Below are 12,191 nucleotides of genomic sequence, written 5' to 3' on the forward strand. Positions count from 1 at the left end.
ACGCATAGGCTGGCCCGATGGTCCTGACCGAACTCTTCATCTCTGCCTTCATCACCCTGTTCGTGGTGATTGACCCGCCGGGCTGCGCTCCGATTTATGCTGGGCTGACCAAGGATGCGACCCGCGCACAGGCCCGCAACATGGCGCTTCGGGCGACGGGCATTGCGGCGGTTATCCTGACGATTTTCGCGTTTTTCGGCGAAGACCTGCTCGGCGCGCTGCATATCGAGCTCGACAGTTTCCGCATTGCGGGCGGATTGATGCTGTTTTTCATCGCTTTTGAAATGGTCTTCGAAAAACGCACCCAGCGCCGCACAGAACGCGCTGAAAAAGTGACCGCGTCGGAGGTTGAGGACGTGTCCGTGTTCCCCATGGCTATGCCGATGCTGGCGGGGCCGGGCGCAATCGCAGCGATCATGCTGTTGATGAATGAGGCTGACGGTGTCGAACAGACGCTTGAAGTGTTCGCAGCCCTTGCCGCCGTGCTGATCCTGACGGCCGCCGCTCTGGTTGCCGCGGGTCCGCTCATCCGTTTGCTTGGCGATAAGGTGGAGGCGGTCATCACGCGGCTGCTGGGCGTGTTGCTGGCGGCGCTTGCCGCCCAATATGTGATTGACGGCCTGCGCGGCAGCTTCGCGGTTTAATCGGTGTAAAGCGCGCCGATCACGCGTCTGTTGGCGTGCGGCGTCCTATTGCAGCGTCATGATCTCTTCGCCGCCATCCCTGCGGCCAAAAAACTGCATCAGTTGCACCAGCAATTCGCACCGCGCCGAAAGGTTTTCAGCCTCAAGCAGGGCCTGTTTCGACGCGGAATCAAACGGAGCGATTTGCGACACTCCGTTAATCAGCGATTGATCATCAAGCCGCTCGACCGAATCCCAATCAACCGAATAGCCCTGCCTGTCGGCAAACTTCCGCGCCTCGATCTCGAACCCGCCGCGCTGCGCGTAACTTAGCGTTTCGTTTTCATCGTCATCGATCATTTCACCTTCGACCTGACGAAACGGCGTTGCGACATCCAGCTCGCGGATCAGCCTGAACCGGCTCTTGCCCTCGAGGATGAGGTTGTAGCGGCCATCGTCCATCGCCTCGATCTCGCCAATGTGGCCAACGCAGCCGACGCTGAACAGCGGCGACCCTTCGATGGCTTCCTGAGGCTGGATCATGGCTATCTTGCGGTCACGGACCAGAGAATCCCCGATTAGCGAGCGATAGCGCGGCTCGAATATGTGCAGGGGCAGCTGCAGTCCGGGGAAGAGGACTGCGCCGGGAAGGGGGAAGATGGAAAGCCGTGTGCTCAATCGCTTTATCCGAACAAGATTTTGGAAAGGCGGCGGCGCGTTGCGACCACCCATTCGTCTTCAAGGCCGACTGCCTCGAAAATCTGGACCAGCTTGGCCCGTGCTGCACCGTCGTTCCACTCGCGGTCCTGCTCAACCATTGATAGCAGAATATCGGCGGCGGCATCGCGCTGACCCGCAGCGAAAGCAGCCTCGGCATAAGCCATTTTTGCGTCCATATCGGCGCCGTCCGCTTCGGCAGCGGTTTTCAGCGCCGCCAGTTCACCGTCATCAACCTGCGTTCCGGCAAGTTCCAGCGCGCTTTTCGCAGCGGCAATAGAAGGGTCCTGTGAAAGCGCAGGATCAGCTTCGATCGCGGCCATGACCTGCTCGGCCTCTTCGACCTGACCCAATTGAACCAACGCGCGAACAAGGCCGGCATGGGCAGGGCCATTGTCGCGGGCAAATTCTGTCACCTGCGCAAAAATCCCTGCGGCACGCTCCGCGTCCCCTTCGGAAAGCGAATCTTCGGCCATTTTGACCGCCTGTTCGATTTCTTCCGCCGATGGCCCTTGCGGTGCGCCCGCCTCTCCATCACCGGCCTGAATAGGCAATTGCACCAGCAGTTGATCGAGCGTCTGTTTCAATTGCGATTCAGTGCGCGCACTGGTCAAATCGGCGACCGGCTGGCCCTGAAACATCGCATAGACGGTGGGGATCGATTTGACCTGGAATTGCCCAGCGATGAACTGTTCCTCATCGACATTCAGCTTGGCAAGCAACACGCCTTTATCCGCGTATTCCGCCGCGACCTTTTCCAGCATCGGGGCAAGCGCCTTGCACGGGCCGCACCACTCTGCCCAGAAATCCAGAATGACGAGTTTCGTCTGCGATGGATCGACGACGTCCTTGCGGAATCGCTCGACGGCCTTTTGCTCTTCTATATTCAGACCCATGCTGGCCAAAGGAATGCTCCTGTTGCGTGTCCGTGAAATAACCTGGGCCCCATGTGGGGCGTATTCGCGCGATTTGAAGCGCGCGTTTGCCGAATGCGCGTGCTGGCGTGTGTCTGGCAGACGATCAAGGCAAATTTGCTGCAACTTTGGGCTTGCAGGCTGCGCGCGCCGCTGTTAATTGCCCGCCTCCCCAGCAGGGCCGGATGACTTTTTCCGATTCTGCAGAGCGTCAGTGAGCGGGCGTAGCTCAGGGGTAGAGCACAACCTTGCCAAGGTTGGGGTCGGGCGTTCGAATCGCCTCGCCCGCTCCAGTTTTTCTTCGTATATTCAAATGTGTATAGCCGGTAGGCGCCAACTAGGGGCGCTTACACGGCTCTCTGCGCTCCTTCGTGTAAGCAAAATGTAAGCGCGACAGCTTGTGCTGCGTGTGCGGTGAATTGACTCAGCCGTGGTTCTTGGCATGAACTATGCAGCATCGACAACGGAACATTCGTTCAAATTATGGGGCCGCAACAATGATTAAGGGCAAGGTGGGGCAAAGCCTTTGACTATAGAGCTGCGCCAGCTTCGCTTCGCTGTTACCGCAGCAGATACAGCCAGCTTCCTGCGCGCGGCGAAGCAGCTTAACGTCAAGCAGTCGACACTGAGCAAAACGGTCTCGGCGCTCGAACATCGTCTTGGCATTACCCTGTTCGAACGCTCCACCAGAGGTGTCGTCCCGACAGAGACCGGCAAGGCCTTCCTGGAAGTCGCGCGGCGGATCGTTACCGATGCCGACAATCTGCTGACGACGGCAAAGGCAGTGCGATATGGCGAGGTCGGAAGGTTAATGGTCGGCTTTTCCGGCTCGCTCAGCACCGGCAATCTACGCCTTCTGCTTGGCGATCTGCTTGAACGCTTTCCCGATGTGCAACTCGATGCACTTGAAGCCAGTCCGGAACGCATGCTGCCAGGGCTGCAAACCCGCATCGTCGACATCGCCATCCATGCCAGCCAGATCGAGGAACCCGGAGTCACCAAGCGCTGGCTGTGGTCCGAACGGCTGATGGTTGTCTTGCCCAAGGAAGATCGCCTGACCAAGAGTGAAAGCTTGTTCTGGACCGATTTGCGTAAGTCGGTCTTCGTGATGCCGCAGGAGCGAAGCGGACCGAGGATCGCCGAAGTTATCCGCCAGCGACTCGGCAGCAATGGCTTCAAGGCCAATATCATCACGCAGGAGACGAGTGCCGAAACCATCGCCGCGATGGTGCCCTTCGGCAAGTTCATTACCGTTGTGCCCGAAAGCGCGACCGGCGCTGCCCGGCCTGATGTCGTGTTCCGCGAGATAACCGACCCAAGCGGTGCTGCGCATCTCGATTTTGCAGCCTGGTGGCGCGAGGACAACGACAATCCCGCTCTCGCCCGCTTTTTCAAGCTGATCGATGAACGCTATCCGCTAACCGCGGCTGGCTGAGTTGCCCGCCGGGCTTTCGCAAAAGCCCGATCGGTCGCAATGAACCGCTCAAGCATTGGCGTGACAAGCTGCTCTGGTGCCGGCGCATCGCTTTCTTCCCCGCCATTCAGCACTACGCCATAGGCAACCAGATCGCGATGCAGCCGTGCGGGTATCTCGATGGTCAGCTTGACCGGCTTCTCGTCGGTAATGTCGGAAAGCTTGAGCCGGGTCATACCCCGCCCTCCAATACGATATCGCGGGTGACCAGCACGCGCACAGGATAGCCCGAACGAATGGTCAGCGTCGGGCGAATGTTCACCTCGCGCGAAACGATTTGCTCACCTGCACGGTTGACGCTGTCCTGACTACCGCGCCGCAGCGCTCGTGCGAGATCGCTGTCACTGCCCGAACCCAATTCGCCGCCGATGCCGAGCAAGGTCGAGACCAACGCGGCCTTGAGCACGCTGCCCCAGTGATAGTCGACTCCGTCTTCCAGTCCGGCATAGCCGGAGGGATCGGCCGCGGGCTGGCGTTCGAGCACAATTGAACGGCCATCGGGCAGGATAAGCCGGTTCCAGGCGAGAAGCACGCGGCGCTGGCCAAAGCCGACATCGGATTCATAGTCGCCGATCAGGCGCGCGCCCTGCGGGATCAGCAAGCGGCGTCCGGTTAGGCTGTCATAGACGTTTTGGGTCACTTGCGCGGTCACAAGCCCGGGCTGGTCGGAGCGGATACCGGTAATGAGCGCAGCGGGGATGACTGAACCGGCCTGCAAGAAGGCTGGTGATGGTGCGGCATCGAGCCTTTGGAGCGAAACCGTCCGGCGCTCGGCGGGGCGATCAAGAAAAGCAGGCTGACCAGCAGAAACCGAAGACTGAGCTGATGCAGGCAATGGATCGGAGGGCGGGAGCGCCTGCGCTAGACTGGCAGCGGGCGTTCCGCCGCCAAAGAACAGCCGACTACCGCGAGCGGCTTCACGTTCCTGTTCTAGCCGCTGACGCGCCGCTTCCTCAGGGCTGATGCCCTGCGGCGGCGGTGGGGGCGGTTGCGCGCCGACAGGCGGTAATGCAGCAACGGCCCCGCGCTCCTGCGCATCGAGGATCGGCTTGCCGAGATCGCCGGGAAGCGGCGGTCCAAGCCTTGGTACCTGCGAATAATCCCTCGGGGCCGATGCCAGACCGTCGGCCACCGCTACACCATCGGTGTTGAACAGCTCCTCCTCGCTCCCTTGCGAGGCAGGCTGCAGCGCATAGAGCAAAGCTCCTCCCACCAGCGATAGTCCGACGGCGCTGGCGATACCAATTGCCTTTCGCGACAGCCGCACGACGCGCGGGCCCTCGCCGCGCAGGCTGGTGATGGGTTCGGCGTCGACGGGCCGTTCGGGATCAGGCTCGCTGCTCATCACTCGCTCCGCGCCCGATTGGAAATTTTGACGCGCACCTGCCTGCGTCCCGCGCCAAGCCGCAATTCCGCCTTATGGAACAGCCGGTCGACGATCAAATAGCGCCCGTTCACCCGGTAATTGACCAGTTCGGCCTCGCCCTCCTCGCCAATGACAAAGAAGGGCGGCATTTCGCCTTGGGCAATGTCGGGCGGGAACTCCACGAGTGTGCGCTGGCCGTCATCGAACACGCGCAGCGGCCGCCAATCGGGTTTGTCGCCCGATATCCGGTAATCAAAATTGAGGTTTTCGATCGTGAACCCGTCCGCAATCGGCGCCGTGCGCACGGCTTCGGCTTCTGCCCGGCGCAATGCGATCAGCTCGTCTTCGGGATAGGACCAGCTGACCGAGGCCATGTAGACGCGGGCGTTGGCGCGCAGTTCGACGTGATAGGTGCGCCGGTCGGTGTTGATCACGAGATTGGTGGTGATGTCAGCCCGGGTCGGCTTGACGAGGATATGCACCCGCTGTGTGGAGCCCGCTCCGCTTAGCGTATCGCCAATCATCCAGCGTACCGTATCGCCTGCCGCAACCGGGCCGGGGCCGACCAGCTGCTCGCCTTCCTGCAGCGCGATATCGGTCACCTGACCGGGCTTGGCATAGATCTGGAACAGCGCGCCTTCGCTATAGGTATAGCGCTGGATCGCGTTCTGGAACCCTGCATCTTCGGGCTGGATACGGGCAGCATCGTTTGCCGCTCCCACCTCGTCCTCGGGGTCAGGGGGGCGGGAGCGGCGCGCGGCAGGGGGGGAGGCCTGCCGCGAAAGGGAATTGATGTGCTCAAGCGATCGGATCGCAGCGACAGGACGCAGCTTTACCAGCGCGCCAAGAGCCGTCCGCATTGCTGGAGCCATAGGTGCGGGTGTCGCCGAAGCCGAGGAAGTCAGCGCCAGCGAGGCAGCGCCAAACAGGCTAACATAGATTTTGCGAGACAGAGTATGCGAGCGGGACATCAGCCGAGCTCCTTTGACCAGTTGATGGATGTGACGAAGATGCCGAGTGGATTCTTGGTGAGCGCATCGGGATTATTGGGCGGCTGCACGGTGATGCCGAGGATTGCGGTCCAGCGGCTCGTCTCGGCCAGTGCGCCGTCACGGTAGCGGCGCTCGACCCATGCGACCCGGAAACTCCTTGGCGAAGCACGGATCACGCTGGTGACATCGACCGCCACCTGTTCGCGTCCAATCACGGAAAAGGGATCATTGGCCCGCGCATAGTCATTGAGCGCCAGCGCGCCCTTGTCGCTCGCGAAGTCATAGGCTCTGAGCCAGTTTTCCCGCACGACGATGGCATCGTCGGGAATGGCGCGGACATGTTCGATAAAGCGGGCAAGGTGGAAGGCGATCTGCGGATCGGTCGGCGCGAACTCGGCATCGGCAGGCGCGACGCTGCGCGCTTCGCCAAGCTTGTCGACCTCGACCACCCAAGGGACGATGGTGCCGCGCGCATTTTGCCAGATGAGACCGCCCGTCAGCGCTGCCGACAGGCCGAGCGCGCCGAAGAAGGCATAGCGCCAGCTCTTCGCTTGAACGCGGGCCGAGCCGATGCGCTCGTCCCAGACCTGTGCCGCGCGCTGATAGGGCGTCTCGGGTTGCGGCGTCTTGCCGTATCGGATCGAGGGGCGTTTGAACATGATCCGTCAGTCCTTCTCTTTGGTGTCGATGGAGGAGCCTGCGCCGTGGCCGTCACCGGAGCGCACAGTGTGCGCGGCGAGTGAAGCCGAGTGGCCGAGCGACTGGCGCTGCTTCATGGATTTGGCCCAGGCGGGCTGCCCGCTTTCGGGCTGTGGGCCCGACGGCGTACTCCCTGATGCCGGCACAATGCGTCCGCCCATATTGCTGACAGACGCTCGTGCTCCGCTGCGGAAGTTGTCTTTGGCGCTCTCAGCCGCTTTGCGCAGCGGCGACATGGCGGCACCTCCCGCGGCGCGGCCGACACCGGCCATACCGCCTGCGACAGCCGCACCGCCGGTCTTGCCTGCGGAACCTGTGGCATAGGCCATACTCGCTCCGCCCGCAGCGCGCGATGTGCCCTGCGCGACCGAAGATGCTGCGCTCGCCACCGCTCCGCCAGCCAGCTTGGCTCCGGCAATTCCGCCTACGGCGGCGCCGCCTGCGAGCAAGGCGGTGCCTGCTGCAGCGCCCGCTCCCAATTGCGGCCCGCCAGCCACGATGCCGTTGGCGATGCCGGGACCGAAGATGCCCAGGCCGAGCAGGGTCAGACTTGCAAGCACGATGGCAAGCGCATCCTCGATGGTTGGCTCGCCAGGGATCGCGCTGGTAAATTCAGCAAAGAGCGTCGAGCCAATGCCGATAATGACCGCGAGCACCAGCACCTTGATGCCCGAAGAAACCACATTGCCGAGCACGCGTTCAGCCATGAAGGCGGTCTTGCCGAACAGGCCGAAAGGGATAAGTATAAAGCCCGCGAGCGTTGTCAGCTTGAACTCGATCAGCGTGACGAAGAGCTGGATCGAGAGGATGAAGAAGGCGATGATAACCACCGCCCAGGCAAGCAGCAGAATGATGATCTGCAGGAAATTCTCGAAGAAGCCGACATAGCCCATCAGATCGGCGATGGATTCGATCAGTGGCCAGGCGGCATCGATGCCGACCTGCGCGACCCGGCCCGGCTGCAGCAAGTCCGCAGCGCCAAGCCCCGAACCACTGGCCTTCAGGCCCAGCCCGGCAAAGCTGTTGAAGATGATGTTGGCGAGCGCGCTCCAATTGCCGATGATATAGGCGAAGATGCCGACGAAGAGCGTCTTCTTGACGAGCCGGGCGATGATGTCGTCATTCTCGCCCCAGCTCCAAAACAGAGCCGCGAGCGTCACATCGATCACGATCAGCGTGGTCGCGATGAACGCGACTTCGCCAGAGAGCAGGCCAAAGCCGCTGTCTATATATTGGGAGAAGATCGCCAGAAAGCGATCGACGACGCCGGTGCCGCCCACGTCAGTTCTCCCCTCGATGTTCGCCAACCGGGGTTGGTATCGGAAGGTCAGGCGCGTCCGGCGGCGCAGGATCAGCGAGCTCAGAATAGGCCTCTGGATGATCCACGCCCAAGAAGCGGCGGCGCTTTTCGGCCCAGGCCGCGCGGCAATCGGGTGAGGACAGCGCCAACTCGCCCATCTCTGCACAGGCCTTGATCTGTAAGGGCAGCGGGTCGCCGTCGGGCACCCATGCAATAGGCACGGAGTCGGGCCGCGTGGCAGGCTCCTCGCGCATCTGCACGAGCGTCATAGCGAAGGAGAGGCCGACGAAGACGGCGGCACCGACGCGCGCGAGGAGCTTGCTATCCATGGCGGATCACTTTTGCCCGCTGGGCAGGTAGCGCGGGCGATTGGCCAGAAAGCGCCGCAGCTGTTCCCGCGCCTGAGCCTTGGCCGCTGCGCTTTCGGCAGCATCGAGCGCCTGCGCCCGGCTCATCGCCGCCAGCGTGGCCGTGAGATCGGCGAGCTGGCCTGCCTGCACGGCCAGCAGCTGGTTGCCTGCCTGCGCGGCCTGCAAGGCACCGGTGGCCGACTGGCTGGCGCTGACCAGATTGCCCACCGCTTCGCGCGAGCCTTCGATGTTGGCGACCGCGCCCGCCTGGACCTTCAATGCGTCCTCGAAACCGGCCACGCTGTTTTGCCAGCGCGCCTCGGCGCCATTGACCATCGCCTGCTGGGAGGCATTCAGCGGAATATTCTTGTACTGGGCATCGAAAGTCGTTTCGATTGCGCGCACATCATAAGCGATGCGCTGGGCTTGCTGCAGCAATTGCTGCGTCTGCCTGATCTGGTCCTGCAGGGGCTGGAGCACGGTAACCGGCAGGCTCTGCAAATTGCGCGCCTCGTTGACGAGCGAGTTGGCCTGGTTTTGCAGCATGCGGATCTGGTTGTTGATCTGCTCGAGCGTGCGCGCAGCGGTGAGCACGTTCTGGGCATAGTTCGTCGGATCATAGACAATGCCGCCAAACTGCGCCTCTGCTGGCGCGGAAACCAAGGCTCCCGAGCCAGCGCAGGCAAGCGCGACGCCGGTCAAAATGCTGCGGAAGTATTTACGGGGAATCATGGGAGGTCTCCTTGTTGGGGGCTGGGGGAAAGGGAGGTGTGCTCGGGGGTGCCGAGAAGGTCGGCGGCCCAGTCGAGACCGCGATGGCGCAGCCAGGCGGCGGCGAACCCTGCGCGGCCAGAATTCTCGATGATCCGCGCTATGGCGAGCTGGTCGCTCTTGGACGAGGCGGCGGTGAAGGCGAGCGCCACTTCGCCCAGGCCCAGCTCGAACAGACGGTTGCCGCGCGCTGACTGACAGTAATAATCGCGCTTGGGGGTTGCCCGGCTGAGGATTTCGATCTGGCGATCGTTGAGCCCGAAGCGGCGGTAGATGGCGAGGATTTGCGGTTCGACCGCGCGCTCATTGGGCAGGAAGATACGGGTCGGGCAGCTTTCGATGATCGCGGGCGCAATCGCCGAACTCTCGATATCGGCAAGGCTCTGCGTTGCGAAGACGACGCTCGCGTTCTTCTTGCGCAGGGTCTTGAGCCATTCGCGCAATTGCGCGGCAAAGGCTGGGCTGTCGAGCACCAACCAGCCCTCATCGATGATGATCAGCGTGGGCGAACCATCGAGCCGTCCTTCGATGCGGTGGAAGAGATAGGAGAGGACTGCGGGGGCCGCTGCCGATCCGGTCAGCCCCTCGGTCTCGAAAGCCTGAAAACTCGCTTCGCCAAGCCGCTCGCTTTCAGCATCGAGCAGCCGACCAAAAGGACCGCCGATGCAATAGGGCGCGAGGGCCTGCTTCAAGCCCTGCGATTGGAGCAGGACGGCGAGGCCAGTAAGCGTGCGTTCGGAAATTGGCGCGGTCGATAGCGAGGTCAGTGCGGACCAGAGATGGTCCTTGGTAACCGGGTCAATGGTGACGCCTTCCGAAGCAAGGATTGCCTGCAGCCATTCGGATGCCCAGTTGCGCTGCGCCGGCTCGTCGATCCGCGCGAGCGGTTGCAGCATCACGGCCTCGTCGCCGTCCTCTGAAAGGCTTGATCCCAGGTCCTGCCAGTCGCCGCCGCATGCGAGCGCTGCCGCCCGGATCGACCCGCCAAAATCGAAAGCGAAGATTTGCGAGCCAGCATACCGGCGGAACTGCAGCGCCATCATGGCCAGCAGCACTGACTTGCCTGCTCCGGTGGGGCCGACCACCAGACTGTGTCCGACATCGCCCACATGAAGCGAAAAGCGGAACGGGGTAGAGCCTTCGGTCTTCGCATAGAAGAGCGGCGGCGCAGCAAAATGCGCATCGCTCTCGGGCCCGGCCCAGACCGCCGATAGTGGCATCATATGCGCCAGATTGAGCGTCGATATTGGAGGCTGCCGGACATTGGCATAGACATGGCCGGGCAGCGATCCGAGCCACGCCTCGATCGCGTTCATGCCTTCGGTCACGCAGGTGAAATCGCGCCCCTGGACGACCTTCTCGACAAGGCGCAGCTTTTCAGCAGCAAGCGCTGCATCCTCATCCCAGACGGTGATGGTCGCGGTGACCAGCGCCAGACCGACATGGTCTGCGCCCAATTCCTGCAGCGCAGTATCCGCATCCTCCGCCTTGTTGGCCGCATCGCTGTCGACCAGTACCGAAGCCTCGTTGGTCATCACCTCTTTGAGGATCGCTGCGACCGATTTGCGCTTGGCAAACCATTGGCGGCGGATCTTCGAGAGCAGCCTGGTTGCGTCGCTCTTGTCGAGCATGATCGCCCGGGTCGACCAGCGATAGACGAAGCCTTGTGCGTTCAATTCATCGAGCAGGCCGGGGAAGGTCGCGCTCGGAAAACCGATCACGCTGAGCGTGCGCAGGTGCGCCTCGCCCAGACGCGGCTCAAGCCCGCCGGTGAGGGGCTCGTCGGCGAGCAGCGCATCGAGATGCATCGGGGTTTCAGGAACGCGGACGGACTGTGCCCGGGTCGAAATGCAGCTGTGGAGATAGGTCAGCGTTTCGCCATCATCGAGCCAATGAGCCTCCGGAAAGAAGCCTTCGAACAGGCGCAGCAGCCGGTCAGTCCGATCCACGAAGCCGTCGTGCAATTCACGTGGGACAATGCCTTTCTCGGCCTTACCCTCATAAAGCCAGCTTTCGGCCCGTGCGGCGTCCTCGGCGGGCGGCATCCACAGGAAGGTGAGAAAATACCGGCTCTCGAAATGCGCGCCTTCCTCCGCGAATTGCGCGGCGCGTTCGCGCTCGACAAGTGCCGATGCCGGATCGGGAAAGTCACAGACCGGATAGTCCAGCGCCGGACGGCGCACGGCTTCGACGAACATCGCCCAGCCAGATCCCAACCGCCGCAATGCGCTGTTGAGCCGCGCGGTGGTCGCGATCAGCTCGGCAGGCGTTGCGCTGTCGAGGTCGGGCCCGCGAAAGCGCGCGCTGCGCTGGAAGCTGCCGTCCTTGTTGAGCACGACGCCCGGCGCGACCAGCGCTGCCCAGGGCAGGAAGTCCGCGAGCCGGTCGGCCTTGTTTCGATATTCACGCAGCGAGAACATCACTCACACCCCGCAAAGAGCAGGAAAGCGCAGATGCCGCCGTGCGACGTCTACGAATTGCGGATCGCGCCGCGCTGCCCAGACCGCCACCATGTGGCCGAGCGCGAAGAAGACGAGCCCCGCAATCCACAATTGCAGGCCCAGACCGATGGCTCCCGCGAGCGTGGCGTTGGCAATCGCCAGCCCGCGCGGTGCGCCGCCAAGCAGGATATGCTCGGTCAGCGCGCGGTGAACCGGGGCCACGAAGCCATTAGGCAAATTGGATGCACCGCTCTCCATCAGACCAGCGCTCCGCCACCAAAGGAAAAGAAGGACAGGAAGAAGGATGACGCGGCAAAGGCGATCGACAGGCCAAAGACGATCTGGATCAGCCGCCGGAACCCGCCCGATGTGTCACCAAAAGCCAGCGCCAGGCCGGTGGCGATGATGATGATCACCGCGACGATCTTGGCGACCGGGCCTTGGATGGATTCAAGGATGGCCTGCAGCGGCGCTTCCCATGGCATGGACGAACCGGCGGCACGGGCGGGCGTGGCAACGACCAGTGCCACGCAGGTAGTGAGTA

At 62.5% G+C, this 12,191-nt stretch carries 14 protein-coding genes and 1 tRNA gene; 3 read left to right on the top strand and 12 right to left on the bottom strand.

Annotated features, from left to right (window positions below):
• Positions 1 to 23 precede the first annotated feature (23 nt).
• Complete coding sequence (locus ACGHU1_RS11410) at positions 24 to 644, top strand: MarC family protein (protein WP_390587048.1); 621 nt, start codon at positions 24 to 26, stop codon at positions 642 to 644.
• A 45-nt stretch (positions 645 to 689) separates the two neighbouring features.
• On the opposite strand, the gene ACGHU1_RS11415 is transcribed toward ACGHU1_RS11410, so the two are convergent.
• Both ACGHU1_RS11415 and ACGHU1_RS11420 read right to left on the bottom strand, forming a co-directional pair.
• On the bottom strand, positions 690 to 1,301 hold the full coding sequence (locus ACGHU1_RS11415) for an LON peptidase substrate-binding domain-containing protein (RefSeq protein ID WP_390587011.1): 612 nt from the start codon (positions 1,299 to 1,301) through the stop codon (positions 690 to 692).
• 5 nt (positions 1,302 to 1,306) lie between these two features.
• The gene (locus ACGHU1_RS11420) at positions 1,307 to 2,236 is read right to left on the bottom strand and encodes a tetratricopeptide repeat protein (RefSeq protein ID WP_390587012.1); all 930 of its coding nucleotides are present in this window, start codon (positions 2,234 to 2,236) and stop codon (positions 1,307 to 1,309) included.
• Positions 2,237 to 2,472: 236 nt separating this feature from the next.
• Between ACGHU1_RS11420 and ACGHU1_RS11425 the strand changes: the two genes are divergently transcribed.
• Together ACGHU1_RS11425 and ACGHU1_RS11430 are read left to right on the top strand one after the other, a co-directional pair.
• Positions 2,473 to 2,547, top strand: a tRNA-Gly gene (locus ACGHU1_RS11425).
• A gap of 233 nt (positions 2,548 to 2,780) precedes the next feature.
• Complete coding sequence (locus ACGHU1_RS11430; RefSeq protein ID WP_390587014.1) at positions 2,781 to 3,689, top strand: LysR family transcriptional regulator; 909 nt, start codon at positions 2,781 to 2,783, stop codon at positions 3,687 to 3,689.
• Here the strand turns inward: ACGHU1_RS11430 and ACGHU1_RS11435 are convergent.
• From ACGHU1_RS11435 to ACGHU1_RS11480, 10 genes are read right to left on the bottom strand one after another with little or no spacing between them, the layout of a single operon-like run.
• Positions 3,665 to 3,904 (bottom strand): DUF2274 domain-containing protein, encoded by a 240-nt coding sequence (locus tag ACGHU1_RS11435; RefSeq protein WP_390587016.1) that lies wholly within the window; start codon positions 3,902 to 3,904, stop codon positions 3,665 to 3,667. The two genes, ACGHU1_RS11430 and ACGHU1_RS11435, sit on opposite strands and share 25 nt — an antisense overlap.
• Positions 3,901 to 5,073, bottom strand: a complete 1,173-nt coding sequence (locus ACGHU1_RS11440) for a TrbI/VirB10 family protein (protein WP_390587018.1) — start codon at positions 5,071 to 5,073, stop codon at positions 3,901 to 3,903. Before ACGHU1_RS11440 ends, ACGHU1_RS11435 begins: the two co-directional genes overlap by 4 nt.
• Entirely contained in the window at positions 5,073 to 6,065 is a 993-nt protein-coding gene (gene trbG, locus ACGHU1_RS11445; RefSeq protein ID WP_390587019.1) for a P-type conjugative transfer protein TrbG, read from the bottom strand. The genes ACGHU1_RS11440 and trbG overlap by 1 nt, the downstream gene beginning before the upstream one ends.
• Entirely contained in the window at positions 6,065 to 6,745 is a 681-nt protein-coding gene (gene trbF / locus ACGHU1_RS11450) for a conjugal transfer protein TrbF (RefSeq protein WP_390587021.1), read from the bottom strand. Before trbF ends, trbG begins: the two co-directional genes overlap by 1 nt.
• A gap of 6 nt (positions 6,746 to 6,751) precedes the next feature.
• Positions 6,752 to 8,065: a P-type conjugative transfer protein TrbL gene (gene trbL / locus ACGHU1_RS11455; RefSeq protein WP_390587022.1), complete on the bottom strand. Its 1,314-nt coding sequence runs from the start codon at positions 8,063 to 8,065 to the stop codon at positions 6,752 to 6,754.
• Between the two features lies 1 nt (position 8,066).
• Positions 8,067 to 8,414: a putative entry exclusion protein TrbK-alt gene (trbK-alt, locus tag ACGHU1_RS11460; protein WP_390587024.1), complete on the bottom strand. Its 348-nt coding sequence runs from the start codon at positions 8,412 to 8,414 to the stop codon at positions 8,067 to 8,069.
• Positions 8,415 to 8,420: 6 nt separating this feature from the next.
• Positions 8,421 to 9,167 (bottom strand): P-type conjugative transfer protein TrbJ, encoded by a 747-nt coding sequence (gene trbJ / locus ACGHU1_RS11465; protein WP_390587026.1) that lies wholly within the window; start codon positions 9,165 to 9,167, stop codon positions 8,421 to 8,423.
• Positions 9,164 to 11,626 (bottom strand): conjugal transfer protein TrbE, encoded by a 2,463-nt coding sequence (gene trbE, locus ACGHU1_RS11470; RefSeq protein WP_390587028.1) that lies wholly within the window; start codon positions 11,624 to 11,626, stop codon positions 9,164 to 9,166. Before trbE ends, trbJ begins: the two co-directional genes overlap by 4 nt.
• Positions 11,627 to 11,629: 3 nt before the next feature.
• Positions 11,630 to 11,905: a VirB3 family type IV secretion system protein gene (locus ACGHU1_RS11475; protein ID WP_390587030.1), complete on the bottom strand. Its 276-nt coding sequence runs from the start codon at positions 11,903 to 11,905 to the stop codon at positions 11,630 to 11,632.
• Positions 11,905 to 12,177, bottom strand: a complete 273-nt coding sequence (locus ACGHU1_RS11480; protein WP_390587050.1) for a TrbC/VirB2 family protein — start codon at positions 12,175 to 12,177, stop codon at positions 11,905 to 11,907. Before ACGHU1_RS11480 ends, ACGHU1_RS11475 begins: the two co-directional genes overlap by 1 nt.
• Positions 12,178 to 12,191 lie beyond the last annotated feature (14 nt).

Source organism: Erythrobacter sp. MTPC3, from assembly GCF_042854385.1.
Lineage (GTDB): Bacteria > Pseudomonadota > Alphaproteobacteria > Sphingomonadales > Sphingomonadaceae > Erythrobacter.